The organism is Micromonospora sp. WMMD1076 (assembly GCF_029581475.1).
Classification (GTDB): Bacteria; Actinomycetota; Actinomycetes; order Mycobacteriales; family Micromonosporaceae; genus Micromonospora; species Micromonospora aurantiaca.
The window spans coordinates 3,613,912-3,640,090 of record NZ_CP120862.1 but is presented as its reverse complement, the minus strand read 5'-3'; the positions used below and the strand labels follow the sequence as shown (position 1 = coordinate 3,640,090).

Below are 26,179 nucleotides of genomic sequence, written 5' to 3'. Positions count from 1 at the left end.
AGGATCAACGACGCCTGCCAGGAGGACGTGTGTTCGCCAATTCCGAGGAACTCCTGCGATACCTCGCCGACGAGGACGTGAAGTTCGTCGACGTACGTTTCTGTGACCTGCCCGGCGTGATGCAGCACTTCAACCTGCCGGTCGAGTCGTTCGACGACAGCGTCTTCACCGACGGCCTCGCCTTCGACGGCTCCTCGATCCGTGGTTTCCAGTCGATCCACGAGTCGGACATGCTGCTGCTGCCGGACGTGGCGACCGCGTTCGTGGACCCGTTCCGCACGCAGAAGACCCTCGCGTTGAACTTCTTCGTCCACGACCCGTTCACCCGCGAGGCGTACTCCCGCGACCCCCGTAACGTCGCGAAGAAGGCCGAGGCGTACCTGGCGGCGAGCGGCATCGCCGACACCGCGTACTTCGGGGCGGAGGCGGAGTTCTACATCTTCGACTCCATCCGCCACGAAACCTCCGCGCACCAGTCGTTCTACTACATCGACTCGACCGAGGGCGCCTGGAACAGCGGCCGGATCGAGGACGGCGGCAACCGCGGCTACAAGACCGCCTACAAGGGCGGCTACTTCCCGGTACCCCCGGTCGACCACTACGCCGACCTACGCGACAGCATGGTCCGCCGGATGGTGGACGCCGGTTTCACAGTCGAGCGTTCGCACCACGAGGTGGGCACGGGTGGGCAGTCCGAGATCAACTACAGGTTCTCGACGCTGCTGCACTCGGCCGACGAGCTTCAGCTCTTCAAATACCTGATCAAGAACGAGGCGTGGGCGCACGGCAAGACCGCCACGTTCATGCCCAAGCCACTGTTCGGCGACAACGGCTCCGGCATGCACACCCACCAGAGCCTCTGGCGCGGCGGCGAACCGCTGTTCTACGACGAGACCGGCTACGCCGGCCTGTCCGACACCGCCCGCTGGTACATCGGCGGCCTCCTGCACCACGCCCCGTCGCTGCTGGCCTTCACCAACCCGACGGTGAACTCCTACCGTCGTCTCGTCCCCGGCTTCGAGGCGCCGGTGAACCTGGTCTACTCCCAGCGCAACCGCTCCGCCTGCACCCGCATCCCGGTCACCGGCAGCAACCCCAAGGCCAAGCGCGTCGAGTTCCGCGTCCCCGACCCGTCCAGCAACCCGTACCTGGCCTTCTCCGCCATGATGATGGCCGGCCTCGACGGCATCAAGAACAAGATCGAGCCGCCCGCCCCGATCGACAAAGACCTCTACGACCTACCCCCGGAGGAGTGGGGCGACGTCAAGCAGGTCCCGGGCTCGCTGCCCGAGGCGCTGGCGGCGCTGGAGACCGACCACGACTACCTGCTCGACGGCAACGTCTTCACCGCCGACCTGATCTCCACCTGGGTCGACTGGAAGAACGCCAACGAGGTCGACCCGGTCCGGCTGCGGCCCACTCCGCACGAGTTCGCGCTCTACTTCGACTGCTGAGCCGCACCGCCACCGCCCCCGCCACCCGCGGGGGCGGTGGTCGGCGGAAACGGCCTCGGGCCGGCCCCCGCCCTCGTACCGTCGAGACATGACTCCGCCTCACGACGACACGCCGACCGTTCCGTGCCGGTGGAGCCGTCGGTGAGGCCGCGGCCCGCCACCACCGCCACCACCCCGCAGATCCCCACCGTCCTGACCCTCGGGGTGGAAGAGGAGTTCCTGCTGCTGGACCCGGCCACCGGCGAGAGCATGCCGGTCGCCGACCGGGTACGCGGCGCGCTGTCCGGCACCGCCCGCGAGCAGAGCCGGCAGGAGTTCCGGCACAGCATGGTCGAGATGGTGACGCCGGTCAGCCCTGATCTCGGAGAGCTGCGGGAGCACCTGGTCACGCTGCGCCGGGCGGCCGCCCGGGCGGCCGACGCGGCCGGAGCGCGGCTGGTCGCGGTCGGCGCCACGCCGGTCTGCGAGGCCCACCGCACAGTGCCCGACGAGCAGCGCTACCACGACATGTCCCGCCGGTTCGGCCCGGTGGCCCACGACCCGGCGGTCTGCGGCTGCCACGTCCACGTCGGCGTGCCCGACCGGGAACTGGCAGTGCAGGTCTGCAACCACCTGCGCCCGTGGCTGCCGGTGGTGCAGGCGCTCACCGCGAACTCGCCGCTGCACGACGGGCGGGACACCGGGCACGCGAGCTGGCGCTCGATGCAGCTGGAACGGTGGCCGAGCATCGGGCCGACGCCGCACTTCGACTCCGCCGCCGACTACGACGCCACGGTGGCGGACCTGATCACCGCCGGGATCATGCTCGACGCCGCGATGGTCTACTGGTACGCCCGCCCGTCCGCGTCGTACCCCACAGTCGAGGTCCGCGTCGGCGACGTCTGCCCCACAGTCGACGACACAGTGCTGGTCGCCGGGCTGGTCCGGGCGCTCGTGGCCACCCTGACCGACGACGTCCGCGCGGGCGTACCGGCACCCCGCATCCGGGACTGTCTCGTCGCCGCCGCGCACTGGCGAGCCGCCCACGACGGCGTCGACGGCAAGCTCGTGGACCTGCGCTCCGGTCGGCCCCGGCCCGCCTGGGACCTCGTCGACGACCTGGTCGTCACCGTCACGCCCGCGCTGACCCGCCACGGTGACCTGGATCTGGTCCGGCGCGAGCTGGACCGGGTACGCCGCGACGGCACCGGCGCCACCCGGCAACGACGGATCATGGCCGAGACCGACGGGGACGTCCGCGCCGTGCTGGCGCACCTGGCCGCACAGACCGTCTCGACGTGAGTCGATGACCTCCCCGGACCGGACCCGCGACCGGTCAGCGCAACCCGGCGAACAGGTCGTCCTCGGGTGTGGCCGCGCCGGTGGTGTCCCGCACCCGCACGAACGTCTCCATGCCCATCAGCTCGGTGAACCGCTCCTGCCCCAGGCGCAGGAAGAAGATGTTCTCCGCCTGGCTGGCGTGCGCGGCGAGCGAGGCGAACTTCTGCCCGCCGTAGCAGCCGGTGTCGACCCACGTGGTGATCTCGTCGTCCGGCAGGCCCAGCGCCGGCATCTCGTCGGTCGCCTCCGGCTCGGGGAACTCCACCCCGATCTCCTTCATGACGGTGCCGAACTGCTGGAACGCGCTGCGCGGCACGGTGGTCCAGTAGACCTTGGCCGGGATGCCGGTCTGCTCCACAGCGGCCATGGTGATCCGGTGGGCCTGGATGTGGTCCGGGTGGCCGTAGAAGCCGATCTCGTCGTAGGTGACCACGACGTCGGGGCGATAGCGCCGGATCAGCTCGGCCAGCCGGTCGGCCGCCTCGGCCACCGGCGTGTTCCAGAACGCGCCGGGGGCCTCGTTCGTCGCCCAGCCCATCATCCCGGAGTCGCCGTAGCCGAGCGTCTCCAGGTGGGTGACCTTGAGCGCCTCGCAGCTCGCGGCCAGCTCGGCGCGGCGCATCTCGACCACGGCCTGCGGGTCGTGCCCGGGGTCGCCCGGCTTGATCCCGCCGGGGCCGTCGCCGCACCCCCCGTCGGTGCACGTCACGAGCACTGTGGTGACGCCCTCGGCCGCGTAGCGCGCCAGGACGCCGCCGGTGCTCGTCGCCTCGTCGTCGGGGTGCGCGTGCACCGCCATCAGGGTCAGGGATCGATCGGTCACCCCGTCACCATACGAGCATCGGCCGACGAACTAGCATTGCCCGGTCCGCAGACGGCGACGGAAGCGAGGCGCGATGGGTTGGCTCCAGCGGTTGCTCGGTGGCGGACGGGTCGAACTGGACCCCGCACGTCAGCAGGAGCTGCTGCGGGACGTGCGGCGGTCCTACGGGGCGCACGCCCGCCTCCGGTTCCCGGAGCAGGCCGACGCGATCACCCGGCTGCTGTCCGATGACGACGGTCTCGTGGTGGCCGCCGGGATCGTCTGCGAGGCCGCCGACCAGGCGCACGCCGACCTCCAGGGGCAGGCGCAGGAGGTGTTCCGGCGCACCGGGCGGCGGCTGCTGGTGCACCGCCGCAACTACCGGCCCCTGTGGAAGGAGGCCGGACCCGCGCTGCGCTGGCCGCTCGGCGCGCTGCCCAGCGGGCTGCACCCGTACGCGCAGGTCAGCGCCGCCGTGGCGGTGGTCGGCGGGCGGGCCGACCGGCTGGACCGGGTGACCGACCCGCAGCCGTTCGTGACACGCCTGTTCGAGGTGCTCGACCTGACCACCGCCGGCTGGGAGTTCGGCCGGGTGCGTGTGGACACCGACAGCGCGACGCTGGCGGAGCGGCTGATGGGCACCGGCGCGCGGGTGCTCGCCACGATGGACGACCCGCCCCGGCTGCCGCCGGCGGTACGGGAGATGATGCGCCGCAACCACCGCATCGCCGTGTACGACCCGGCCGGTCCCCGCGTGGTCGGCGAGCTGAACCTGGGCGCGCGGCTGCGCGAGACGCTGCTGGCCTGACCGGCGGCCCACCCCACGCCCGGCCGGTGGCTACGCGACCAGGGCCGGCCGGGCGGCACGTCGGCCGACACGGGCTCTCGTCGGCGAAGTGACACCGCGTCAAGGGGTGTTATCGCTGACAGATCCGTCCGTGGCTCACCCGGCGGGCCGAGCGGGGCGCGGGCGCGGCCGGCCGGCCCACCCGGGCCACGTGCACGATCCGCTCCGGCGCAACGTCCAGCAGCGTGCCGAGCGCGTCCCGGGTGGCGGCCACGTCGACGAGTTGACTGAGCGGATGCGCGGCCAGCCCGGCCGTGTGCAGCGTCAGCCACATCCGCATCAGCACGCGTCCGAACTCGACCTGCCCGGCCCCGTCCAGACCGGGCGGCGCCACGAGCGCCAGCACCCCGCCGCCCTGCGCCAGCGGATCACCGCCCGTGGCGGCGAGCAGCCGGGGCAGCCCCAGCGGGCGCAACGCCGGGTACGCCGCGAGCGCCGCCCGCAGTCCGGTGGCCGCCGCCCGGCCCAGCCCGAGGCAGCTGTCGGTGAGCCCGTCCGCCCGGTAGCGCGGGCCCGACCGGTCCAGGCGCAGCCAGCGGCGCAGCTCCGCGACCACGGCCGGGTCGGCGTACACCTGCCGGTCGGCCGTGCGCAGCAGCGCGCGCAGCCGCCCGGTCGCCGGCACGGCGCGGACCGCGCCACCGGCCCGCCGGGCGACCGCGTCCGCGGCCGCGACCACGTCGGCGTCCGGGCCGGCGGTGAACCGGCCCCGGTGGGTACGCCGGTCCCACACGTCGGCGGTGCGGAACGGCGTCCGGTACGGCTGCCGCGCCGGCCGCAGCCGCCCCGCCCGCCGATCGGACCCGTCGTGGTCGGCGGCCCAGTCCAGCCGCAGCCCCGCGTCGGCGGCGACGATCAGGCAGGTCTCCACGAACGCGCCCAGCGACAGCCGCAGATCCCGCCCGGTCGGGTCGCCCGCTGGCAGCGCGTCGGCCGGATCCCAGCCGACGGTGATCGCCCAGCGCTCGTAGCGCAGCCGCCACGGCTGGGTGTTGTGCGCGCTCGGGGCCCGCCAGCACAGCGGCTCCAGCGCGTGGAACGCGGCGAGATCCATGCTCACCGCTCCCTGGCGTAGAACGTGTAGCCGTGCAGCGGGCGCCCGCCGAGACGCCGGTACTGGGCGGCCGACGCCGGGTTGTCCCGCCCGACGTAGGTGCTGCGCAGCGCCGTGTAGCCGCCGTCGTGCAGGTTGCGGTGCAGGTGCGCGGACAGCAGCCGCTGGTAGCCGCGCCCCTGGAACTCCGGCACGACGCCCTTGACGATCAGCACCGCCTCCCGCCGGTACCGGCGCCGGGTGGCCAGCAGCCGAAGCTGGTTGACCGGGTTCAGGTCGCCGCGGACCGCGACCAGGAAGTCGCTGATGTCCGGTACGCAGAGCACGAACGCCACCGGTCGCCCGTCGCGGGTCAGGTAGAGCAGCAGCGCGGAGTCCAGCAGGTACGCCAGGCCGTCGGTCTGCCGCCGCAGCTGTGCCGCGGAGATCGGCGTGTAGTAGCCGAGCTGGGCGAAGGAGTCGTTGAGCATCACGCGCAGCAGGTCGAGCTGCTCGTCGAGCCGCCTGGTGTTCCCCCGGTGCAGTTCCAGCCGGGCGCCGTCGGGCTCGACCCCCGGCGCGGGCGGCGGCTCGACCGGCGGCGGGACCGGGCAGATCCAGGTGTCGGAGACGAACCGCCCGGTGAACCCGTTCTCCTCGTACGCGTCCGGGTAGTACGGCGGGTTCCACGCGCTGTCCACGAAACCCCGGTCGGCGTACCCGGAGGTGATCACGCCGCCGGCCTGGTTGGGCAGCAGCGCCACCGGCCCGAACAGCAGGTCCCGGCCGGGCGTCGTGTGCGCGGCGATCGCGTCGAACAGTGGCCGGGCGGCCGGCGCGGTGAACTCGGTGAGCCCGAACAGCTGGCAGCGGCGGCCCAGCTCGGCGTCGAGGTCCGCGTCGGTGTGCAGCGTGGTCCGACCGGCCACGGCGCCGGTGGCGTCGCGCAGCACGTACATCGGCACGCCGTCGCGCCACCAGCGGCGGATCTGCTGCCGGGGCGTCGGCACGTACCGGGGTTCGTCGGCGTACAGCCGGTCGGTGAGGGTGAGGAAGTCGCGCAGGCCGCGCCGGCCGGTCACGCGCTCGAACCGGTGGCCGGTCACCGGCGCACCGCCGGTCCGGTCGTCTCCGCGCCCAGCGGCGTGAACCGCTCGATGTGCCCCATCGCGCCGTCCTCGGCCCGCCACGCGCCGTTGGAGTAGCCGTCCGGGGAGGCGGTGTAGAGCCGGATGAACCCGGCGGTGGCGTTGCGGTCGCCGTCGGTCAGCCACATCATCAGCCTGCGGTGGTGCCGCGTGCGGGCGAAGCGCAGCAGCGCGTCCCGGTCGGTGAAGAACGCGATGGTGCCGAGCGTCAGCGGGAACTGCCAGTAGACGGTGTGCCAGCAGTAGCCGGACATCCGGCGCATGTCCCGCACCATCCGGATCCAGTCGGGGGCCAGGCGCAGCAGCACCAGCGGGTTCGCGTAACGGGTGCCGCCGATGAACATGGCGCCGGCGCGGGCCTGGGCCGGGGCACGGGAGAAGTCACGGGTACGCATCGGTCACCTCACCAGGTAGACGTTCTTGATCTTCTGCATGCCGGCGAACGGGCCGCCGCCCGGCTCGTGCAGCTCGACCCGCAGGTCACCGGCGGTCGGGTCCTCCACCAGGGACTGCGCGAAGTCGCGCGACACAGTGGTCAGGTGCGCGCGTACGCCGTCGCGGCACGCCTCGGCGAGCGCCGCGCGTGCCGTGGTGTCCAGCGGGCGGCGCAGCTCGACGTGGATCACCGGCCGGGTCTCCAGCGCCGCGTCCTCGTGCAGCGTCAGGCAGAACCGGTTGATCTCGGCGGCGTACGGGTTGCCGGTGTAGAGGCCGTACTCGACGTCCTGCGGGTAGAGGTTCGCGCCCAGGTAGGACACGGTGGAGTCGCTGCGGCCGAACAACAGCAGCAGCGGCAGCGTCATCCGTTCCTCGGACACCGCGGTACGGAACTCGGCGCGGCGTACCGGGTCGGCGTGGGCCAGTTCGACGATCCGCCGGTACGGCACCAGCAGCGCCTCGTCGCCGACGTTGTAGCGCAGCCGGGGCTGGAGCACGTGCGGGCTCGTCACAGTGCAGAGCAGTTCCCGTCGCTCGTTGGTCTCCAGATAGGTGGCGAACGGGTTGTACTGGAACACCATCGGCAGCCGCTGCTCGCCGCGGCCGAGCAGTTCCGCGCGCAGCCCCGCGTCGGTGCGCAGCCGCCGCCGCAGCCACACCGTGAACCGGGTCTCCGCGCCGATGCCGATGGTCAGGTCCGACGCGCCGTACGCCGACCGCACCCGCACGAACCGCTGCTCCAGGTAGTCGCGCAGCGCCTCGGTCATCCCCTCGCCGCCGCAACTGGCGAAGATCCGGTACCGCGACCAGGGGAAGTCCTCGGCGTCGAGCCGGTCCCGCAGGTGCTTGAGGAACGGCGGGTACGCGGTCACCAGGTAGTCGTGGCCGGGACCGAACTCGCGCAGCGTGTCGACGACCTTCCCGAGGTCCGGGCCGGTGTTCTTCACGGTGGCGATCCGGGCCATCGCCGCGCCGGTGGTGGTGCCGGTCGCCCAGGCGCCCATCGAGTACGCGTTGATCACGAACGGCCGGCGCATCGGGAACGCCAGCCCGGTGTAGCCGGCGATGTCGCGGTGCACCGCCCGCAGCTCCCGCTCGCCGCGCGGCCAGTTGAACGGCCGCCCGGACGAGCCGGCCGACTCGTCGACCACCACGCCCCGCTCCGGCATCCGCCCACCCCGGCACCGGGCCGAGGCGTCGTACGCCATGACGTACCCGTGCTTGTCGGTCTCCGGGAAGTCCCGCAGCCGGCGGCGCAGGCCGCCCGGGCGGGCCCGCAGGAACGCCTGGTAGGCCGGCACCCGCCGGGCGGCCCGGACGCAGGTCGACCGCGCGTTCGCGGTGGCGAGGCGGTCCAGGACCGGGTGGTGGCGCCGGGCCAGCCACCGCCAGCCGGCGGGGTGGTGGGCGACGAGCCGGGCCAGCGCGGCGACCGCGCGGCCGGCGGGGGCCAGCGCGGCCTCGGCGGGCAGGGGCGTGTCGACGGTACGCAGTGCGGTGTGTCGGTGCAGCGTCTCGGCCATGAGAAGCATCCTGTCGACGCCGCCGCGCCCGCACATGAGCGACGGGACGGTACTGCGCTGAGTACGCGTACCCAGTGGCGCGACCACCCGGCTGGCCACGCCCAGTCACCATGGCGACACTCGTCTGGCATGACGTCCCTGGTCAGGTGACACTTCGCCCATGACGGACGGCAAGCGTGAACGCACGAACGAGCGCTTCGAGAAGGTGGCCGAGGAGACCTCGGAGACCGTGACCCACGCGGCCACGGTGCTGGAGGAGGAACTCGCGGCGGGGCTGGCCGGCGCCCGGCGGCTCGAGGAGAAGCTGACCGAGAGCCGGCGGGTGGACCCGGAGGCGTTCGACGAACTCGTCGCCCGGGTCCGCACCGACGGGCACGCCCTGATCGACACCGTGGTCGGGCAGTTGAAGATGGCCGACGACCAGCGCGGTGAGGTGATCCGGCGGTACACGTCGGACGCGCACGACGCGCTGGACACCGTACTCAATCTGGCGCGGCTGGCTCCCGAGATGGCGAACGGGCTCGCGGACCGGCTGGCGTCGCCGGCCCCGAAGCGGCCGGCGGACCGGTAGCCGCGCGATGGCGCCGACCGCCGGGGTGGCCGGCGGGCACGTGGAACGGATGCTGGAGCGCTATCGCGGGCTCGCCCTCGGCGCGCTGCTCGACGACGTGCCCGACGGCGGCCCGCGATACCTCTACGACCTGGTCGCGGAGTACCCCCGGCGCTGGGGCAAGGGGCTGCGCGCCGCGCTGTGCCTGGCCACGTGCCGGGCGTTCGGCGGCGGCGACGCGGTGGGCCTCAACGCCGCCGTGACCGTGGAGCTGTTCCACAACGCCTTCCTCATCCACGACGACATCCAGGACGAAAGCGAGCAGCGGCGCGGCGGGCGGACGCTGCACGCCGAGTACGGCGTCGGCGTGGCCCTGAACGTCGGCAACATGACGAACCTGCTGGCGTTGCGGCGGCTTGCGGCGAACCGGGCGGCGCTCGGCTCCGGGATCGCCTGGCGGCTGTTCACCGAGACCGAGCTGATGATGCGCCACTCCCTGGAGGGGCAGGCCATCGAGATCGGCTGGATCCGCGACAACGTGTGCGACCTGGACGCCGACGACTACTACCGGATGTGCCTGAAGAAGACGTCCTGGTACACGTGCATCTACCCGTGCCGCACCGGCATCCTCGTGGCGACCGGCCGGGAGAGCGCGGTCGACGTGCTGGACCGGTACGGCTGGTACCTGGGCGCGGCGTTCCAGATCCAGGACGACGCGCTGAACCTGACCGGCGACTACGCCCGGTACGGCAAGGAGATCGCCGGTGACCTGTGGGAGGGCAAGCGCACGCTGATCCTGATCGACTTCATGCGGCGGTGCACACCGGAGGAACGCGAACGGCTCGTGCGGCTGCTGAACCGGACCCGGGCGGAGCGCCCCGACGCCGAGGTGCGCTGGCTGCACGGGCGGCTGCTCGCGTACGACTGCGTGGAGTCGGCGCGGCGCAGCGCCCGGGATCTCGCGCTGGCCGCCCGGCGCGAGGGTGAACGGGCGCTGGGCGCCGCGGCCGGCACCGAGGACGGCCGTTTCCTGCTGGAGCTGACCGACTACGTGGTGGAACGAGCCCGCTAGGCGCCCAGGATCCCGCGCCGCCAGGTGAGCTGTCAGCGGTGGCAGGCGGCGAAGCCAGGTCGACGGCGGGCCGGAGCTGGTCGCCGGGCCCTGTCGTTCGAGCCTGATCGAAGGTCTCTGTCCCGGCGCACGCCCCGCGCCGAAGCTGTCTTCTGACGGGCGCGACCGGCGCCCCCGGACGGCCGAGGTGCATGTCATGGCGGTGGTGTCGCGCCGAACGCGGTCCTGGTGGTACGCCGTCGCGGTCCCCGCCGCTCTCGCGGCGGCGGTGGCCGGGGCGCTGGGCGCCCGCCCGGACATCGCGCCGCCGTCCGAGGCTCACGCCTCGGCCGGGCCGCCCCCGGCGAGCACGGCCGCCGTGCCGGTCCCGCCCGTTCCCGGCACGCCCGCCGAGGTGCGGTACGCCGCCACGCAGGTGCTGATCCGCGACTGCATGCAGCATCGCGGGTTCCGCTACTGGCCGGTGCCCCGGCAGCCGGTGCCCGAGCTGCGGGAGTTCCCGTACGTCCTCGACGACGTCTCCTACGCCCGCCGGCACGGGTACGGCGGTGCCCTGGAACGCCGGCTCCAGGAGACGATGGCAGCCGACCCGAACGCGCGGTACGTCCGGGACCTGCCTCCGGAGCGCGGTGCCGCCGCCGTACGCGCGGTGAACGGCGACCCCGGCGAGCCCGACGCCCTGCGCGCGACGCTGCCGGCCGGTGGGGTGCTGCGCCGCAGCAGTCACAGCTGCACGTCCGAGGCGGAGCGACAGCTCTATCGCGACCTGCCCGGCTGGTACCGCGTCACCAGGATCACCGACAACCTGGCCGGGCTGCGCGTCGGCCGGGTGCTCGCCGACCCCCGCTACGCCGACGGTGTGACCGCGTGGCGGCGGTGCATGCGTGATGCCGGGCACGACGCCACCGATCCGGCGTCGGCCCGCGCGTCGGCACCCGAGCCGGCGTCCGGCTCCGTCACGCCCGGCGAGATCGGGCTCGCGGTGGCCGAGGCGACCTGCGCGACGCGGACCGGGCTCGGCCGGCTCACCCGGCGGCTCGACGCCGAGCACCGCCGCGCCCTCGACCGGCAGTTCCACACCGAGGTCGCCGAACGGCTCCGCCTCGAGGCCGACGCGCTGCCGCGGGCCCGCGCCGTGCTGGCCGCCGGCTGACCCGCCCCAAGACTTCCGTGGCGGCCCGCCACGGCAGGACCCGACCGGAGGGAAACACCATGAGAGCAGTACGGTCCGTGCTGGCCACAGTGGCCGCGGCGGCAGCCGCGCTGGCCTTCACCGCCACCGCCGCCCAGGCCGCGCCGCGGCCGACCCCGCACGCCGACGCGCAGCGTGCCGCCGCGGGCAGCGGCTACCTGTACGTCAGCCAGGACGCGGGGTGGGCCGGCCGGTGGTGCTGGTGGTACAACGCCGACAACAACTGGGACACGATCAACACGGCGGAGAACGCCAACTGCGACAACAACAACCGGGCCAGCATGCGCAACCTGGCGTCCTCGGCGTGGAACGACTCGAACGGCGGCCGGCCGGTCGCCCTCTACATCCACCCCGACTACACCGGCGCGTACGCCTGCCTGGGCGCCGGCGACGCGTGGGACGACCTCACCGGGGTCTGGTTCAGCTGGGGCTCCAACCGGGACGGCTACATGGCGAACGCCAACGACAACATCGCCTCCCACCGGTGGCGCACGAGCTGCAGCGCGGGCTGAGCTGACACACGGCGGGGCGGCAGCCGCACGGCTGCCGCCCCACCCCATCCCCATTCAGCGATAGATGTCAATGTCGCAGACGAGACTGAGCGCGGCGGCACACGTCGGAACACTGTGCGTCATGGGGACGCTACGCATCCACTTCACGGCCGGAGACCTCAGCCGCACCCGGCTGGCGGCCCGGCCCGATCCACTGTGGGAGATCATCTGTAGCCTGCACCGCCTCCAGACCCGGGCCGGTTACGCGGGCTACGCCCGGTGGCACCGGCAGATCCGCCCGGACCTGGAGCGGGCCGGTCTCGTCCCGGTCGTCCGCGAGCGGCTGCTGCCCGTCGCGCCGCTCAAGCGGTACTTCCCCGACTTCCTCACCCCCGGCCCGGTCACCGAACTCGACGAGGGGATCGACCGGGTGCTCGGCACCCCGGCCCGGCGGATCCGCACCGAACTGGGGCGGATGGTGACGCCCGTCGACAGCGCCTGGATGCTCGACCTGGCCGCCGGCCGGCCCGCCGCGCGGCACGGCCTCGGCGACGCGCTGCGCGCCTACTTCCGGGTCGCGCTCGCTCCGTACTGGACGCAGATCACCTCCGCCGTCTCCGGCGACCGGGCCCTGCGCGGGGCCTGGGTCCTCGACAACGGCGCCGGGCAGATCCTCGACGACCTGAGCCCGGAGACCTCCTGGGATCCGCCGGTGCTGTCCGTGCACGGCTACCCGGAGGACCGGGACATGCACCTGGACGGGCGGGGCATCACGCTGGTCCCGTCGTACTTCTGCTGGCACGCGCCGATCACGCTGGCCGACCCCGAGCTGCCACCGACGCTCGTCTATCCGGCCCGCCGGCAGCGACCGGAACCGACACCGACGGCGGGCTCGCAACGCCGGCTCGGGCCACTACTCGGCCACACCCGGGTGGCGGTCCTGCGCGCCGCCGCGAGCGGCGCCACCACCGGTGAGCTGGCCCGGCGAGCCCGCATCTCGCCGGCCACCACCAGCCATCACACCACCATCCTGCGCGAGGCCGGGCTGATCACCAGCCAGCGGCACGGCAACCTCGTGCTGCACCGGCTCACCGCGATGGGCGAGGCGCTGCTCGGCGAGACGCCCGGGCAGGACGGCTGACGGCTCGCGAACCGGACGGCACGACCTGACCGCGTGTCCCGCCCGGACCGCGTCGTCCGGGCGGGACACGGCGGTCAGCGCTGCCAGCGGACGACGCCACCGACCACCGTCAGCGCCACTGTCAGGTCCCGCAGCCGCGCCGGGTCGACCCGGTACGGGTCGGTGGGCAGCACGATGAAGTCGGCGAGCATGCCGGGGCGTAACCGGCCCTTCAGGTGCTCCTCGTAGGAGGCGTACGCGCCGGCCTCGGTGAAGCAGCGCAACGCCGTGTCCAGGTCGAGCCGCTCGTGCGGGTCGACGCCGCCGGGCGGGGTGCCGTCGGGCTGCTGGCGGGTCACCGCGGCGTGGACGCCGAAGAACGGGTCGGGGTCCTCCACCGGGGCGTCCGACCCGAACGCCACAGTGGCCCCGGCGTCGAGCAGGCTGCGCCAGGCGTACGAGGCGAGCCCCCGGCCGGCGAGCATCCGGGTGGTGAGCGGGATGTCGCTGGTGCAGTGCGTGGGCTGCATCGAGGCGATCACGCCGCTGCGGGCGAGCAACGGCACGTCCTCCGGCAGCAGGTGCTGGGTGTGCTCGATCCGGTGCCGCAGCCGCGCCACCGGGCCCGGGCCGGCCGTCTCGCGCCAGCGCGCGTACGCCCGCAGCACCATCCGGTTCGCCGCGTCGCCGATGGCGTGCGCCGCCACCGCGATCCCGGCCCCGGCGGCGGTCGCCACCAGCCGCTCGAACTCCTCGGCCGGGGTGACGGCGATGCCGTGGTTGCCGGGCTCGCCGTCGTACGGCTCGGTCATCAGGCAGGTGTGTGAGCCGAGCGCGCCGTCGGTGAAGATCTTCACCGGGCCGGTGCTCAGCCAGCGGTCCCCGTCCCCGGTGGCCCAGCCGCTGTCGATCGCCTCGTCCAGCGCCGTGGCGGGGATCGTCTTGTGCACCCGCAGCGGCAGCTCGCCCCGGGCGTACAGCGTCTCGTAGGCGGCCCGGGCGTCCTGCCCGTCGAGGTCGTGGATGCCGGTCAGCCCGGCGGCGAGCAGCCGGGGCAGGTGGTCGCGCAGCTGCGCGACCAGGTCACCGGCGTGCGGGGAGCGCACCACCGCGTACGCCGCGTCGGCCGCCGCCTCGCGCAGGATGCCGGTCGGCTCGCCGTGCTCGTCCCGCGCGATCTGCCCGCCGGGCGGGTCGGGGGTGGCGGCGTCGATGCCGAGCCGGGCCAGGGCCGCGGTGTTCACCCAGATGGTGTGGCCGTCGATGCTTGGTAGCGCCGCCGGCCGGTCCGGGCAGACCCGGTCCAGGTCGGTGCGGGCCGGCTGTACCGGCCGGGTCCATCTGTTGCTGTCCCACCCGCCGCCGAGCAGCCAGGCGTCGGGCGGCATCGTGGCGGCGTGCCGCCCGATCCGGGTCAGCGCCTCGTCGAGGCTCGCCGTGCCGCGCAGGTCCACCTGGTCCAGCCCGCGCACGTAGGACGCCGCGTGGATGTGGCTGTCGATCAGGCCGGGCAGCACGGCCATCCCGCCGAGGTCGACCCGGCGCGCGCCGGCGCCGGCCCGGTCCCGGCATCCGGCGAGGTCACCGACGGCGACGATCCGCTCGCCGCGGACCAGCATCGCCTCGGCGTACGGTCGGTCCGGGTCGAGGGTGTGGATGCGGGCGTTCTCGTAGACCGTGCCGCTCATGGGCTCCCCTGCCTCGGCGCTCGTACGGAGTGTCAGGACGTGCGGACCGGCGCCGTCTCCTCCGGCTCACCGGCCCGGTCGGCGCGGATCCGGTCGATGTGGTCGGCCAGCTCGTCGGTGATCAGCAGGTCCCGCCGGATGTCGTCGTGCGGGTACGCGGTCCGCCCGACCATGTGCGCCGCGACCGGGGCGGTGGCGAGCTGGAACAGGCCCACCAGGACCAGCGTGGTGATGTCCACCCCGGTACGCAGCCGCAGCGCGCAGCCGAGCAGCACCAGCAGCAGCCCGAGCACCTGCGGCTTGGCGGCCGCGTGCATGCGCGACAGCACGTCCGGGAAGCGGACCAGCGCGATGCCGGCGGCGAGGCAGAGCAGGGCGCCGGCGATCAGGCAGACGCTGGCGACGATGTCCAGGATCGCGTCGGCAGTCACTTCGGGCTTCTCCGGGACGCGAACCGGGCGACGCTCACCGAGCCGACGAAGCCGACAAGCGCGAGGACGACGAGGACCGGCAGCGCTGTGGCGTCCCGGCTGTAGGCCGCCTCGGTGGCGATGGCCGCGACCGCGACGGCGAGCAGCACGTCGGTGGCGACGGCCCGGTCGAGGATGGACGGCCCGCGGATGATGCGGACGAGGGTGAGTCCACCGGCCGCGACGAGCAGCGCGGTGACGATCACGGCGACGACGGTCACGTCGGTGCTCCTTCCAGTTCGACCGAACCGGAGGGTTCGGCCTCGTCGTGGCGGATCCGGTCGCGCTCCTCGGCCGAGCCGACGGCGGCGACGATGCGCGCCTCCAGCTCCAGCACGCCGCGCCGGAACCGCTCCACCTCGTCGGGGCTCCGGATCCCGATGACGTGCACGTAGAGCGTCCCGGTACTCCGGTCGGCCTCCAGGATGAGACTGCCCGGCACCAGCGACAGCGCCTCGGCGTTGAGGGTCAGGTTGAGGTCGGTGTTCACCCGCAGGCGCACCGCGATGATGGCCGAGTGCGGGTGCCCGGGCCGGACGGCCAGCCAGGCCACCTGGGCGGACGCGACCACCAGGTCGTACAGGAAGCGGATCACGAACCGCAGCAGCGGCACCGGCCGGATCCGGCCGGCGAACGTGACAGGGGGGAGCGGGAAGACGACCAGCAGCACGGCAGCGACCACGAGTCCGCTGATCACGTTGGCCCAGCTGAAGGTGCCCCACAGCAGCACCCAGACGGTGACCAGGCCGGTAACCGCTACGGCCCGGTTGCGCCAGCGGTCACGGCGGGTCAGTGGCGCTTTCGGCTGACTGGTCACGGCGGTCCCTCCGGGAACACGGCCTCGACGTACGGGGCACGGCGCAACAGGTCGTCGGCGGCGTCGGTGCTGATGTCGAACAGCGGCCCGGCCACCACCGTCAGCGCCAGGCCGAGCACCACGAGGGCGGCGGTGGACACCGTCATCAGCCGGGGCAGCACCGCACCGGCCGCCGACGGGCCGTCGTGCGGCTGCTCGGCGCCGTCGGTGCGGGCCGCCTGGTCGGCGTCACCGGCCTCCGGCATGTCCGCGTGCGGGGCCCGCCAGAAGGCGAGGTTCCACACCCGGGCGATGGCGTAGAGCGTGAGCAGGCTGGTGAGCAGTCCCCCGGCGACGAGCGACCAGGCCAGGAACCCGCCGTCGTCGACGCCGGCCTGCACCAGGCCGAGCTTGCCGAGGAACCCGGAGAACGGTGGTATGCCGGCCAGGTTCAGCGCGGGCACGAAGAACAGCACCGCCAGCAGTGGCGACAGCCGGGCCAGCCCGCCGAGGCGGTCCAGCGCGGTGCTGCCACCGCGTCGTTCGACCAGGCCGGCGGCGAGGAACAGGGTGGTCTGGATGGTGATGTGGTGCACCACGTAGAAGATCGCCGCGGACAGGCCGAGCGGGGTGGTCAGCCCGACCCCGAACAGCATGTACCCGATGTGGCTGACGAGCGTGAACGACAACAGCCGTTTGATGTCCGACTGGGCGACCGCGCCGAGGATGCCGACCACCATGGTCAGCGCCGCTATCACCATGAGCAGGTCGGCGGTGCGGCCGCCGGGGAACAGCAGCGTCTCGGTGCGGATGATCGCGTACACGCCGACCTTGGTGAGCAGGCCGGCGAAGACCGCCGTCACCGGGGCGGGCGCGGTCGGGTAGCTGTCCGGCAGCCACGCCGACAGCGGGAACACCGCCGCCTTGATCCCGAACGCGAGCAGCAGCATGCCCTGGAGCACCAGGCGGATGTCGTCGGGCAGCGCGTCCAGGCGGTCGGCGAGCTGCGCCAGGTTCAGCGTGCCGGTGGCGGAGTAGACCAGTCCGATCGCCACCAGGAAGATCAGCGACGAGAGCAGGCTGACCACGACGTACGTGGTGCCGGCCCGGATCCGCGTCTCGGTGCTGCCGAGCGTCAGCAGCACGTAGCTCGCCACGAGCAGGATCTCGAAGCCGACGTAGAGGTTGAACAGGTCACCGGACAGGAAGGCGTTGCAGACGCCCGCGGTCAGCACCAGATAGGTCGGGTGGTAGACCGACAGCGGCGTCTCCTCGTTGCCGTCGGCCATACCCTGCCCGATGGAGTAGACGAGCACGCACAGGGTGACCGAGGCGGACACGACGAGCATCAGCGCGGCGAGCTGGTCGGCGACGAGCACGATGCCCATCGGCGCCACCCAGCCGCCCACCTCCACCACGAGCGGGCCGTCCAGCGACGAGCGGACCAGGAGCATCGCGGCCACCGCGACGGTGGCGGTGAGCACGATGATGCTGACCCACCGCTGGGCGCGGGCCCTGCGGGCGAGCAGCAGGGTGAGGGCGGCGCCGAGCAGCGGCATCACCACCGGCAGCGGGACGAGCCAGGTCATCGGACGGCCTCCGCCTCACCGGCGGCGAGCACCCGCGCCTCGGGGCCGCCGTCGGCGGTGTCGACACCGTCGGTGTCCGAGGTGCCCGGGCCCTCGTCCCGGTCGGCCAGCTCCATGATCCGGCGGTCCTCGACGTCGTCCTGCACCTCGTCGTGCCCGTTGAGGTGCCAGCTCCGGTAGGCCAGCGCGAGCAGGAACGCGGTCATGCCGAGCGTGATCACGATCGCGGTCAGCACCATCGCCTGCGGCAGCGGGTCGGACATGTCCTCCTCGGCGGTGGAGCCGACGATCGGCGGACCTCCGGCCCGGCCGCCGGTGAGCAGCAGCAGGTTCGCGCCGTTGCCGAGCAGGATGACCCCCATCAGGACGCGGGTGAGGCTGCGTTCCAGCAGCAGGGTGACGCCGGTGGCGAAAAGGACGCCGATCACCAGGATGTAGACCAGGTTGGGGATGTTCGGGCTCATACCAGCTCCTCTTCCCGTACGCCGGCCGGCTCGTTCTCCTGCTCGTCGTCCTCCTCCTGGCGGTCCATCTCGGCGCCCAGGCTGCGCAGGATGTCCAGCACCAGGCCGACCACGATGAGGTAGACGCCCACGTCGAAGAAGACGGACGTGACGAAGTGGACGTGGCCCAGCAGCGGCAGGTGGAAGTCGAGCGTCGCGCTCTGGAGGAACTCGCCGCCCAGCAGCATCGCGGCCACGCCGGTGCCGACCGCCACGAACAGGCCCGCGCCGAGCACCAGGCCGGCGTCCACCGGCGCGGCGCCGTTGAGTTCGGTACGCCCGCCCGCCAGATACCGCACCGCGAGCCCGAGACCGGCGACCAGCCCGGCGGCGAACCCGCCACCCGGCGCGTTGTGGCCGGAGAAGAGCAGGTAGATGGAGAACAGCAGGATGGCGTGGAAGAGCAGCCGGGTGACGACCTGGAGGATCACCGACTGCTGCCGGGAGGTCGCGCCGCTGGTGAGCCAGCGCGGGCGCGACGACTGCTGCCGGCCGGCGCCGGGGATGCCGCTGCGCAGGTCCAGCGCGCGGGAGCGCCGGAAGATCAGGCTGGCCACGCCGGTGGCGGCCACCACCAGCACGGCGATCTCGCCCATCGTGTCCCAGGCGCGGATGTCGACGAGCGTCACGTTCACGACGTTCTTGCCGCCGCCGTAGGAGACAGCCTCCGCCGGGAAGCCGACCGAGATCGGGACGGCCGTCCGGCTGCCCGCCGCCACGTACGCCATCCCGGCGGTGACCACGCCCACTGCGACGCCGAGCGCGACCCGGAACCGCCGGGTGGCGCGGATCGGGCGGGCCGAGAACCGCCGCGGCAGCCGGCGCAGCACCAGCACGAACATCACGATCGTGACGGTCTCCACCAGGAACTGGGTGAGCGCGAGATCGGGCGCGCCGTGCAGGATGAACATCAGCGCCGTGCCGTAGCCGGTCACGCCGACCAGGATCATCGCGGTCAGCCGGCGGCGGGCGCGCGCGGCCACCAGCGCCGCGACGACGATGACCGCGCCGGCGACGGCCTGCAACGGCGTGTCCCAGAGCTGGAACCGCCGGGCCCACGGCGCGCCGGCGAGCACCGCGCCGCCGGGCAACACGACCAGGACCAGCAGGATGACACCGAGGTAGAACGGCAGCGAGCCACGCTGGGTGGCGCCGGTCAGCTCCACCGCGGCGCGGTCGACCGCGCCGGCCAGCCGGTGGTAGCCGGTGGCGCCGTCGAAGGGCAGCCGCGGCAGGTACGGCCGGCGCCGGTGCAGCAGCAGGAACAGCCCGAGACCGGCGGCCACTGCCACCGCCGACAGGCCGAGCGCCGGGGTCAGCCCGTGCCAGAGCGCGAGGTGGTAGCCGGGGTCGGCGGTCGGGAACTGGTCGGCGTACGGGGCCAGCACCCGGTCCACAGCGGGGGCGAGGACGCCGACCGCGAGGCCGGCGAGGGCGAGCACCGCCGCCGGGCCGATGAACGCCGGCTCGATCCGGTGCGGCCGGGTCTCCGCCACGCCGGGCTTGGCGGCGAACGCGCCCCAGAGGAACCGCGCCGTGTACGCGACGGTCAGCGCCGAGCCGGTCACCACTCCGGCGAGCACCACCAGTTCGGCGGCGCCGCCGTGCAGGAACGCCTCGAGCGCGGCCTCCTTGGCCACGAAGCCGATCAGCGGCGGCAGGCCCGCCATCGAGGCGGCCGCGAGTCCGGCGACCGCCGCGAGCACCGGGGCGCGCCGGCCCAGGCCGCTGAGCTCCCGCAGGTCCCGGGTGCCGGTGACGTGGTCGACGACGCCGACGACGAGGAACAGTGTGGCTTTGAACAGGGCGTGTGCCAGCAGCATCGCGGCGCCGGCCAGCGCGGTGTCGCGGGTGCCCGCGCCGAGGATCACCATGAGCAGGCCGAGCTGGCTCACGGTGCCGTACGCCAGCAGCAGCTTCAGGTCGACCTGCCGCAGCGCCGTCCAGCCGCCGAGGAACAGCGTGATCAGGCCGCCGGCCAGCAGGACGCCGCGCCACACGGTGGTCTGGCCCACCGCCGGACCCATGAGCGCGGCCAGGAAGACGCCCGCCTTGACCATGGCGGCGGCGTGCAGGTACGCGCTGACCGGCGTGGGCGCTGCCATCGCGCGCGGCAGCCAGAAGCTGAACGGGAAGATCGCCGACTTACTTGTCACGCCGAGCAGGACGAGCACCAGCGCGACGGTGAGGTAGCCGCCCTCGGGCAGGTTCCCGGCGATCTCCGACCACCGGTACGAGCCGGCGTGCTGGCCGAGCATCACGAAACCGGCGAGCATCGCCAGGCCGCCCAGTGTGGTCACCAGCAGGGCCTGCATCGCCGCGCGGCGGCTGGCCCGTTTGGTCGGGTCGCTGCCGATCAGCAGGTACGAGAAGACCGTGGTGAGTTCCCAGAACACGTACAGCAGCAGCAGGTCGTCGGAGACGACCAGGCCGAGCATCGCGCCGGCGAACGCGACGAACACCGCGGCGAACCGGCCGAGGCCGGGATCGTCGGAGCGGAAGTAGCGCGCGCTGTAGGCCAGCACGAGGGCGCCGACGCCGCCGACGAGCAGCACCAGCAGCCAGGACAGCGTGCCCATGCGCAGCGCGAGTTCCAGGCCGAGCTGCGGCACCCAGGTGACCGTCTCGACGACCGGCCGGCCCGCGCGGACCGATTCGGTCCGGGTCAGCGCCCAGATCAGCGCCGCCGCCGGAACGGCCGCCAGCAGGTAGAGAGCCCGCCGACCGAGGAGGCGTACCAGCACGGGGGCGGTCACGGCTGCGAACGCATGGACCGCCACCAGAACCAGCACACACACTCCTCAAGATCGACCTGCGGTACGTCAACCCTAACCGGCGATCCGGCGAGGCGGTATGTCGAGAGAATCACGCGAACGTGTCGTGTCGGCTCCGCTCTGTTTCGGGTAAGGAGTGAGGTTCACTCCGCCCGGTACACCGGTCGGCGTCCGGCGGCGCCCCGATAGGGTGGTCGGCGTGCTACCGATGCGAGCCGCCCTGGCGGGCACCACCGGGAACGCGATGCTGATGGGCCTCGCCGAGGTCAGCACGCCGGTCGGCTGGGTGCTGCTGCCCGGCCTGCTCGGCGTCTCGGCCCGGCCCCGGGTCGCGGCGCTGGTGTCGGCGTGGGCGGGCGTGCTGGTCGCGCTGTCGGTCGTCGTGCCGGTGATCCCCGGCCACCGCAGTGACCCGCAGGCGCTGCTCGCCTCGGCGGCCGGCCTGGCCGCGGTGCCGGTCCTGGCCTGGGCCCGCCGCCGGACGCGCACCGCGACAGTGGCGCGCGCCGCCGCGCCGCCGGACGTCGCCGTGTTCACCGTGCCGGCCGGGGCCGGGAGCGCCGCGCTGGCGATCTGCGGCACGGCGGGCGAGATCGGCGCCGCCGTCCCGGTCCGCGGCGGTGGGCTGCGCGTCCTGCTCGGCACTGTCAGCGGCGCCACGCTGGACACCCCCGCCGGACGCCGGGCGATCGAGCAGGCGTTCCGCCGGGCCGCCGCCGGACCGCGGCGCACAGTGCCGCACCTGGCCGGCGCGCTCGACCGGTTGGTCCGCGATCTCGCCCCGGCGGGTCACCTGCGCGCCACGATCGTGGACGTGGACCGCGCCGGGTCGGTCCGGGCGGTGCGGTGCGGATCGCCGGATCTCGTGGTCGCCGCCGGGAACCGCGCCGAACCCGCAGGGGTGCCGGAAGGTCCGGCGATCGGGTCGACGGAACCGGCCGGACGCGCCACACCAGGCCCGGTCACCGGTCGCCGGGTCGCCGTCGTCGGTACCGGCTTCACCGACGCGCACGGAGAGCGCTGGTTGCGCGTACTCGATCAGGTGGCCGCCGGCGACGACCCGGCGCGGACGGCGCAGCTGCTGACCCGCGGCCCTCGCGGCGGGCGGCGGACCGGCCCGGCGCTGGTGATCCACCCGGAACCACAGTCGCGGGGATGACCGGCGGACCGGCCGGACCCGCCGCCTAGGCTGGTGCGGTGGGCCGGCGTCCGGTGCCGGCCCCGTCCGGGGAGATGGCGATGACCGACAACGTCCGCCGGCCGGCACCGGTGGCGGGCGGCGAGGACGAGCAGTGGCTGGCCGAGGTGGCCCGTGAGGCGGGCGCCGACGCGGGCGGCGTGCCGGTGGAGCTGCTCGGCGACTACCTGCGGCTGCTGACCGACGCGGCGGTGACCGGCCGCCGTCCCCGCCGCGCCGAACTCGACGCGGTCGGCGCGCTGGGCCGGCGCGCGGCCGAGCAGGGGATCTCCGCCGGCCGCGCGGTACGCCTCTACCTGTCCGCGGCGCGGCGTGTCTGGCGGCAGCTTCCCCACCTGGACCGGTCCGACGACAGCGAGGCGGTCCGCGCCGCCGCCGACGCCGTCCTGCACGTGGTCGACACCGCGGTGGCCACGCTCGCCGAGGGGTACGCGGTGGCCCGCCGGGAACTCGTCCGGCGCGAGGAGTCGCTGCGCAGGGAACTCGTCGACGACCTGCTGCGCGGCGACTCCGACCTGGGCGGGCTGGTGGAACGGGCCGAGCCGTTCGGCCTGGACCTGGCCCGGGTGCACCAGGTCGCGCTGGCCGCGCCCGGTCGGCGGCTGCCGGACACGGAGGCGGCGATCAGCGCGCTGGAGCGGGTCATCTTCGACCGGCTCGGTGACCGGGACGTGCTGGTGGCCACCAAGGAAGGGCTGCTCGTGGTGATCGCCCCGGCGGACCCGGTGACCGCCGACCAGGGCCGCGGCGCCGGCGCGACCGGCAACCTGGGCACGTTGATGCACGGCGAGCTGGACCGGCTGGTGCGGGGCCGGCCGTGGCAGGTGGCGGCGGGCCGCCCGCACCCGGGCGTCTACGGCATCGCCCGCTCGTACGAGGAGGCCCGGGAGGCGCTCACCACGGCGCGGCGCCTGCACAGCGAGGCATCCGTGATCGACGCGCACGACCTGCTGATCTACCGGGTGCTGCTGCGCGACCAGCCCGCCATGGTCGACCTGGTGCGGGCGGTGCTGACGCCACTGGCCCAGGCGCGCGGCGGCGCCGAGCCGCTGCTGGACACGCTGACCGAGTACTTCGCCTGCGGCGAGGTCGCCACCGAGGCCGCCCGCCGGCTGCACGTGTCGGTGCGCACCGTCACCTACCGGCTGGCCCGGATCCGGGCGATGAGCGGCTACGACCCCGCCGACGCGCGGGACCGGTTCACGCTGCACGCCGCCGTGCTCGGCGCGCGGGCGCTGGACTGGCCGCGCCGGCCGCTGCCGGCGTAGCGCCGCCGCCGGCCCAGGTTCGCCGCCGGTGTGACCGGCGGCTCAGGCCGGTACGGCGACCAGCTCCGGGAAGCCGAGCAGGTTGGCCAGGGCCGACGCCTCGTCACGGGTGAGGGTGAGGGCGACCATCCGGTCCGGGTCCTCCGGGTCGTCGTGGACGACGTCGCGCCGGCCGCCCACCTGGTAGTCGATCACCCCGATGCGACGGCCCTCCTCGGTGACCAGCGTGTGCCGGACCCCGATGCCGGGGAGGTTCGTACGTTCGATGATCACGGGGACCTCCTTCGCACGCGGCCGCCGAGGGCCTGCCGGAGCCAGCCGGCGCTAGGGCGACGCGGTGGACGTTCGAGCTGAGCTCGCGTTCTCCATGTGTCAACCATAGCCACGGGGGATGGGCGGATCCGGGTTCCGGCCACCGGCAATCATTGCGCCCTTTGTTGGCCGGTGGCGTGCACTGCCGCGCGTGGTGTTCCAGGCGACGCTGGAGGTCCGAGGCGGTACCCGAGCAGCGAGGAGGTGGGGAGCATGACCCGCACGTCGACGGCTCCGCCGCCGGTGTCCGCCGGACTCCTCGCCTTCCGATCTGCGAGCGGCGACCAGAAGCGCGCCTGAGCCCTCGGCCGACGGCGTCGTCGAGTGAATCCGACGCCCGCGGCCCCGGCCACGCCCCTTCCCCGCACCGTCCACCGCCCGGTTGGGCACCCTGATCCGAGAGAGGTCGGTATGCCGCACCCTGTCACAGCCATTCGCCCTCCGGCCCGTACCGGCATGCTGATCGGCCGCTCCCACGGCAGCCGCCCGCCGGTCACGGCCGACGCGGCGCCGATCGCCGTGGACCTCGGCAGCAGCCTGCTGCGGATCTGGCTGGGACCGGGCCGGACGCTGAGCGTCCCGCTCGGTCACGGCCTGCGCAGTCCGGTCGTCCGGCGCGGCCGGATCGTCGACGGTCCGGCCTGCGTCACCGAGCTGCGCCGGATCCTGCGCGACCACCGCACCCCGGTCCCGGTCGGGGCGCTGGTCGTGGTCTGCCGTCCGGTGCTCGCCGTGCCGGCCGAGCAGGAGGCGACGCGCCGTGTGCTCACCGCCGTGCTCGCGCCGTCCCGGCTGCTGTTCCTCGACAGCGTCCGGGCGGGCGCGATCGGCGCCGGTGCCGCCGCCGGCACCCTGCTGGTCGCCGACATCGGCGCCCAGCTCACCGAGGTGGCGCTGCTGGAGGACGGCCGGGTGGTCGCCGCCCGCCGGGCCGAGGTCGGCACCCGGGACCTCAACCACGCGACGACCGCCGCCATGCTCGCCGACACCGCCTCCCGGCTGGTACGCGAGCTGCGTCAGGACGCGACACTGCGACCCATGGTCCGCGACGCGCTGGCCCGTGGCCCGATCGTCATCGGTGACGGCGCCACCCGGCCCGACGTGACCGCCCGTCTGGTCGCCACGCTCGGCGCGACTGTGCACCGGGCCGCGTCACCCCGTACCGCCGCGCTGACCGGCGCCGGCATGGCCGCCATCTCGGCCCTGCGACACCCGCACGACACCCCGCGCCGCCCGGAAAGGAGCGCCTGACCATGACGCACGCCCTCGACCGCACCGACACGTTGCGCGAACTGCTGGACCGGCAGTTCGGCGAGTACACCGACCAGCTCACCGAGCTGACGCTGCACACGCGGCAGCCCGACTACGGCGGCCACGACCCGGACACGCTGCGCCGGCTGATCGAGACCGCCCGGCAGGGCGTCGCGGACACCGCCCAGGCGCTGAAGCGGATGTCCGAGGGTACGTACGGCGTCTGCGAGCGGTGCGGGCAGGACATCCCGACCGCCCGCCTGGAGATCCTGCCCTCGGCCCGCTTCTGCGTGCCGTGCCAGCAACGCCGCTGAGCACGCACGGGGCTGTCCGGGCAGGCACCGGCCGGTAGCGTCACCGCCATGGATGTCGATGACGTCGCCGGCCGGCTCGGCGTGCCCGCCGAGGAGGTCGACCGGGTGCGGCGGCTCGCCGGTGACCGGCTCTCCGCGCCGCTGCCCGGCCGGGCGGACGCGCCAGCGCTGCTGGACCGGCTCGCCGTCCGCCCCGACGACGCCGCCGAGATCCTGGCGGGCTGGCCGGAGCCCGGCTCGCCACTGTGGACCCCGGAGCTGCGCTGGCTGCTCGACCGCTCGATCGCCCTGGTCCGCGCCGACCTCGGCGGCCACGCCTGGCTACCGCCCGGCCCGGCGCTGCCCCGCGAGCGGGGCCCGGCCTGGCGGCACCTCTACGCGTACGCGTACCTCGCGCTGGTCGACGTCGTCCGGGTCTACCACCGCGACCACGGCGTCCCCGACGACGTGTCCTGGGCCACGCTCGCCGACCTGGGCGCCAACCTCGCCGTCGACAGGCGGATGAACGGCGAGGGCTGGCCGGTCATGCAGTGCTGGCTGACGCTGCACGCGCGCGGCGGCATCTACGCGCTGGGCCGGATCCAGCACCAGCGCGGCGACGCCGAGGCGATCGACCTGCACATCCCGGACTCGGGACCGCTGACCCCGGAGGCGGTCGACGCGTCGCTGGACCGGGCCCGCGTGTTCTTCCCGCGCCACTTCCCCGGCGAGCGCTACACCGCGTTCTCCTGCGGCTCCTGGCTGCTCGACCCGCAGCTACGCGAATACCTGCCGGCGGACTCCAACATCGTCCGGTTCCAGCGGCGGTTCACTCTGGAGCCCTACCAGGAACAACCCGGGCTGGACGGCGACACGGAGGTGCTGCGGTTCGTGTTCCGCACCCTGGACTCGCCGCTGGACCGGCTGCCGCGCCGCACCGTGCTCCAGCGCGCGGTCGTCGACCACCTCCGGGCCGGGCGACACTGGCAGTGGCGCCGGGGCCGCTTCCCGATCGCCGGACCGGCCGGGCGGTAGCCGTACCGGGGC

At 73.9% G+C, this 26,179-nt stretch carries 26 protein-coding genes; 13 read left to right on the top strand and 13 right to left on the bottom strand.

Annotated features, from left to right (window positions below; translation table 11 throughout):
• Positions 1 to 29 precede the first annotated feature (29 nt).
• Together glnA and O7622_RS17230 are read left to right on the top strand one after the other, a co-directional pair.
• Positions 30 to 1,454: a type I glutamate--ammonia ligase gene (glnA, locus tag O7622_RS17235; protein WP_282309189.1), complete on the top strand. Its 1,425-nt coding sequence runs from the start codon at positions 30 to 32 to the stop codon at positions 1,452 to 1,454.
• Between the two features lie 141 nt (positions 1,455 to 1,595).
• Positions 1,596 to 2,735 carry a glutamate--cysteine ligase gene (locus O7622_RS17230; protein WP_282309188.1) on the top strand — a complete coding sequence of 380 codons (1,140 nt, stop codon included), beginning with the start codon at positions 1,596 to 1,598 and terminating at the stop codon, positions 2,733 to 2,735.
• A 34-nt stretch (positions 2,736 to 2,769) separates the two neighbouring features.
• Here the strand turns inward: O7622_RS17230 and O7622_RS17225 are convergent, their stop codons facing one another.
• Positions 2,770 to 3,597 carry a PIG-L family deacetylase gene (locus tag O7622_RS17225; RefSeq protein WP_282309187.1) on the bottom strand — a complete coding sequence of 276 codons (828 nt, stop codon included), beginning with the start codon at positions 3,595 to 3,597 and terminating at the stop codon, positions 2,770 to 2,772.
• A gap of 73 nt (positions 3,598 to 3,670) precedes the next feature.
• On the opposite strand from O7622_RS17225, the gene O7622_RS17220 reads away from it, so the two are divergent.
• Complete coding sequence (locus O7622_RS17220) at positions 3,671 to 4,384, top strand: hypothetical protein (RefSeq protein ID WP_282309186.1); 714 nt, start codon at positions 3,671 to 3,673, stop codon at positions 4,382 to 4,384.
• A 109-nt stretch (positions 4,385 to 4,493) separates the two neighbouring features.
• Here O7622_RS17220 and O7622_RS17215 read toward each other — a convergent pair whose 3' ends face one another.
• From O7622_RS17215 to O7622_RS17200, 4 genes are read right to left on the bottom strand one after another with little or no spacing between them, the layout of a single operon-like run.
• Entirely contained in the window at positions 4,494 to 5,477 is a 984-nt protein-coding gene (locus tag O7622_RS17215; protein ID WP_282309185.1) for a nitroreductase, read from the bottom strand.
• 2 nt (positions 5,478 to 5,479) lie between these two features.
• Positions 5,480 to 6,562, bottom strand: a complete 1,083-nt coding sequence (locus O7622_RS17210) for a hypothetical protein (RefSeq protein ID WP_282309184.1) — start codon at positions 6,560 to 6,562, stop codon at positions 5,480 to 5,482.
• Positions 6,559 to 6,999 carry a DUF4188 domain-containing protein gene (locus tag O7622_RS17205; RefSeq protein WP_282309183.1) on the bottom strand — a complete coding sequence of 147 codons (441 nt, stop codon included), beginning with the start codon at positions 6,997 to 6,999 and terminating at the stop codon, positions 6,559 to 6,561. The genes O7622_RS17210 and O7622_RS17205 overlap by 4 nt, the downstream gene beginning before the upstream one ends.
• A gap of 3 nt (positions 7,000 to 7,002) precedes the next feature.
• The gene (locus O7622_RS17200; RefSeq protein WP_282309182.1) at positions 7,003 to 8,565 is read right to left on the bottom strand and encodes a phenylacetate--CoA ligase family protein; all 1,563 of its coding nucleotides are present in this window, start codon (positions 8,563 to 8,565) and stop codon (positions 7,003 to 7,005) included.
• Positions 8,566 to 8,725: 160 nt separating this feature from the next.
• Here O7622_RS17200 and O7622_RS17195 point away from each other — a divergent pair, with 160 nt between their 5' ends.
• The 5 genes from O7622_RS17195 (at position 8,726) to O7622_RS17175 (ending at position 13,011) form a co-directional block, all read left to right on the top strand.
• A complete protein-coding gene (locus O7622_RS17195; protein WP_282309181.1) occupies positions 8,726 to 9,136 on the top strand; it encodes a hypothetical protein in 411 nt (136 codons plus the stop codon).
• A 7-nt stretch (positions 9,137 to 9,143) separates the two neighbouring features.
• Positions 9,144 to 10,187, top strand: coding sequence for a polyprenyl synthetase family protein (locus tag O7622_RS17190; protein ID WP_282309180.1), 1,044 nt, complete (start codon positions 9,144 to 9,146; stop codon positions 10,185 to 10,187).
• Between the two features lie 196 nt (positions 10,188 to 10,383).
• Positions 10,384 to 11,340: a hypothetical protein gene (locus O7622_RS17185; RefSeq protein ID WP_282309179.1), complete on the top strand. Its 957-nt coding sequence runs from the start codon at positions 10,384 to 10,386 to the stop codon at positions 11,338 to 11,340.
• A 59-nt stretch (positions 11,341 to 11,399) separates the two neighbouring features.
• Positions 11,400 to 11,891 carry a hypothetical protein gene (locus O7622_RS17180; protein WP_282309178.1) on the top strand — a complete coding sequence of 164 codons (492 nt, stop codon included), beginning with the start codon at positions 11,400 to 11,402 and terminating at the stop codon, positions 11,889 to 11,891.
• A 121-nt stretch (positions 11,892 to 12,012) separates the two neighbouring features.
• The gene (locus O7622_RS17175; protein WP_282309177.1) at positions 12,013 to 13,011 is read left to right on the top strand and encodes a helix-turn-helix domain-containing protein; all 999 of its coding nucleotides are present in this window, start codon (positions 12,013 to 12,015) and stop codon (positions 13,009 to 13,011) included.
• Positions 13,012 to 13,085: 74 nt separating this feature from the next.
• Here the strand turns inward: O7622_RS17175 and O7622_RS17170 are convergent, their stop codons facing one another.
• Genes O7622_RS17170 through O7622_RS17140 form a run of 7 tightly spaced genes read right to left on the bottom strand, consistent with a single transcriptional unit; the run spans position 13,086 to position 20,828 of the window.
• Positions 13,086 to 14,678: an amidohydrolase gene (locus O7622_RS17170; protein ID WP_282309176.1), complete on the bottom strand. Its 1,593-nt coding sequence runs from the start codon at positions 14,676 to 14,678 to the stop codon at positions 13,086 to 13,088.
• Positions 14,679 to 14,710: 32 nt separating this feature from the next.
• Positions 14,711 to 15,109: a monovalent cation/H(+) antiporter subunit G gene (gene mnhG, locus O7622_RS17165; protein WP_013477152.1), complete on the bottom strand. Its 399-nt coding sequence runs from the start codon at positions 15,107 to 15,109 to the stop codon at positions 14,711 to 14,713.
• On the bottom strand, positions 15,106 to 15,369 hold the full coding sequence (locus O7622_RS17160; protein WP_013285827.1) for a monovalent cation/H+ antiporter complex subunit F: 264 nt from the start codon (positions 15,367 to 15,369) through the stop codon (positions 15,106 to 15,108). The genes mnhG and O7622_RS17160 overlap by 4 nt, the downstream gene beginning before the upstream one ends.
• Positions 15,366 to 15,965, bottom strand: coding sequence for a Na+/H+ antiporter subunit E (locus O7622_RS17155; RefSeq protein WP_282309175.1), 600 nt, complete (start codon positions 15,963 to 15,965; stop codon positions 15,366 to 15,368). The genes O7622_RS17160 and O7622_RS17155 overlap by 4 nt, the downstream gene beginning before the upstream one ends.
• Complete coding sequence (locus O7622_RS17150) at positions 15,962 to 17,533, bottom strand: Na+/H+ antiporter subunit D (RefSeq protein ID WP_282309174.1); 1,572 nt, start codon at positions 17,531 to 17,533, stop codon at positions 15,962 to 15,964. Before O7622_RS17150 ends, O7622_RS17155 begins: the two co-directional genes overlap by 4 nt.
• Complete coding sequence (locus O7622_RS17145; protein WP_282309173.1) at positions 17,530 to 17,997, bottom strand: Na(+)/H(+) antiporter subunit C; 468 nt, start codon at positions 17,995 to 17,997, stop codon at positions 17,530 to 17,532. Before O7622_RS17145 ends, O7622_RS17150 begins: the two co-directional genes overlap by 4 nt.
• Positions 17,994 to 20,828 carry a Na+/H+ antiporter subunit A gene (locus O7622_RS17140; protein ID WP_282309172.1) on the bottom strand — a complete coding sequence of 945 codons (2,835 nt, stop codon included), beginning with the start codon at positions 20,826 to 20,828 and terminating at the stop codon, positions 17,994 to 17,996. Before O7622_RS17140 ends, O7622_RS17145 begins: the two co-directional genes overlap by 4 nt.
• Positions 20,829 to 21,018: 190 nt before the next feature.
• On the opposite strand from O7622_RS17140, the gene O7622_RS17135 reads away from it, so the two are divergent.
• Together O7622_RS17135 and O7622_RS17130 are read left to right on the top strand one after the other, a co-directional pair.
• Positions 21,019 to 21,969 carry a hypothetical protein gene (locus O7622_RS17135; protein ID WP_282314164.1) on the top strand — a complete coding sequence of 317 codons (951 nt, stop codon included), beginning with the start codon at positions 21,019 to 21,021 and terminating at the stop codon, positions 21,967 to 21,969.
• Positions 21,970 to 22,049: 80 nt separating this feature from the next.
• Entirely contained in the window at positions 22,050 to 23,276 is a 1,227-nt protein-coding gene (locus O7622_RS17130; RefSeq protein ID WP_282309171.1) for a helix-turn-helix domain-containing protein, read from the top strand.
• A 42-nt stretch (positions 23,277 to 23,318) separates the two neighbouring features.
• On the opposite strand, the gene O7622_RS17125 is transcribed toward O7622_RS17130, so the two are convergent.
• Positions 23,319 to 23,549, bottom strand: coding sequence for a potassium transporter TrkA (locus O7622_RS17125; protein ID WP_282309170.1), 231 nt, complete (start codon positions 23,547 to 23,549; stop codon positions 23,319 to 23,321).
• A gap of 495 nt (positions 23,550 to 24,044) precedes the next feature.
• On the opposite strand from O7622_RS17125, the gene O7622_RS17120 reads away from it, so the two are divergent.
• Genes O7622_RS17120 through O7622_RS17110 form a run of 3 tightly spaced genes read left to right on the top strand, consistent with a single transcriptional unit; the run spans position 24,045 to position 26,167 of the window.
• Positions 24,045 to 24,839 (top strand): rod shape-determining protein, encoded by a 795-nt coding sequence (locus tag O7622_RS17120; RefSeq protein WP_282309169.1) that lies wholly within the window; start codon positions 24,045 to 24,047, stop codon positions 24,837 to 24,839.
• A 2-nt stretch (positions 24,840 to 24,841) separates the two neighbouring features.
• On the top strand, positions 24,842 to 25,153 hold the full coding sequence (locus tag O7622_RS17115) for a TraR/DksA C4-type zinc finger protein (RefSeq protein ID WP_013285817.1): 312 nt from the start codon (positions 24,842 to 24,844) through the stop codon (positions 25,151 to 25,153).
• A gap of 48 nt (positions 25,154 to 25,201) precedes the next feature.
• On the top strand, positions 25,202 to 26,167 hold the full coding sequence (locus O7622_RS17110) for an acyltransferase domain-containing protein (RefSeq protein ID WP_282309168.1): 966 nt from the start codon (positions 25,202 to 25,204) through the stop codon (positions 26,165 to 26,167).
• Positions 26,168 to 26,179 lie beyond the last annotated feature (12 nt).

What these genes read in the sequence shown, in the direction of transcription:
- O7622_RS17220 (WP_282309186.1), top strand. Translation starts at nt 3,671, where the DNA reads ATGGGTTGGCTCCAGCGGTTGCTCGGTGGCGGACGGGTCGAACTGGAC.
- O7622_RS17215 (WP_282309185.1), bottom strand. Translation starts at nt 5,477, where the DNA reads ATGGATCTCGCCGCGTTCCACGCGCTGGAGCCGCTGTGCTGGCGGGCC.
- O7622_RS17205 (WP_282309183.1), bottom strand. Translation starts at nt 6,999, where the DNA reads ATGCGTACCCGTGACTTCTCCCGTGCCCCGGCCCAGGCCCGCGCCGGC.
- O7622_RS17200 (WP_282309182.1), bottom strand. Translation starts at nt 8,565, where the DNA reads ATGGCCGAGACGCTGCACCGACACACCGCACTGCGTACCGTCGACACG.
- O7622_RS17195 (WP_282309181.1), top strand. Translation starts at nt 8,726, where the DNA reads ATGACGGACGGCAAGCGTGAACGCACGAACGAGCGCTTCGAGAAGGTG.
- O7622_RS17190 (WP_282309180.1), top strand. Translation starts at nt 9,144, where the DNA reads ATGGCGCCGACCGCCGGGGTGGCCGGCGGGCACGTGGAACGGATGCTG.
- O7622_RS17185 (WP_282309179.1), top strand. Translation starts at nt 10,384, where the DNA reads ATGGCGGTGGTGTCGCGCCGAACGCGGTCCTGGTGGTACGCCGTCGCG.
- O7622_RS17180 (WP_282309178.1), top strand. Translation starts at nt 11,400, where the DNA reads ATGAGAGCAGTACGGTCCGTGCTGGCCACAGTGGCCGCGGCGGCAGCC.
- O7622_RS17175 (WP_282309177.1), top strand. Translation starts at nt 12,013, where the DNA reads ATGGGGACGCTACGCATCCACTTCACGGCCGGAGACCTCAGCCGCACC.
- O7622_RS17170 (WP_282309176.1), bottom strand. Translation starts at nt 14,678, where the DNA reads ATGAGCGGCACGGTCTACGAGAACGCCCGCATCCACACCCTCGACCCG.
- O7622_RS17150 (WP_282309174.1), bottom strand. Translation starts at nt 17,533, where the DNA reads ATGACCTGGCTCGTCCCGCTGCCGGTGGTGATGCCGCTGCTCGGCGCC.
- O7622_RS17145 (WP_282309173.1), bottom strand. Translation starts at nt 17,997, where the DNA reads ATGAGCCCGAACATCCCCAACCTGGTCTACATCCTGGTGATCGGCGTC.
- O7622_RS17135 (WP_282314164.1), top strand. Translation starts at nt 21,019, where the DNA reads ATGCGAGCCGCCCTGGCGGGCACCACCGGGAACGCGATGCTGATGGGC.
- O7622_RS17130 (WP_282309171.1), top strand. Translation starts at nt 22,050, where the DNA reads ATGACCGACAACGTCCGCCGGCCGGCACCGGTGGCGGGCGGCGAGGAC.
- O7622_RS17120 (WP_282309169.1), top strand. Translation starts at nt 24,045, where the DNA reads ATGCTGATCGGCCGCTCCCACGGCAGCCGCCCGCCGGTCACGGCCGAC.
- O7622_RS17115 (WP_013285817.1), top strand. Translation starts at nt 24,842, where the DNA reads ATGACGCACGCCCTCGACCGCACCGACACGTTGCGCGAACTGCTGGAC.
- O7622_RS17110 (WP_282309168.1), top strand. Translation starts at nt 25,202, where the DNA reads ATGGATGTCGATGACGTCGCCGGCCGGCTCGGCGTGCCCGCCGAGGAG.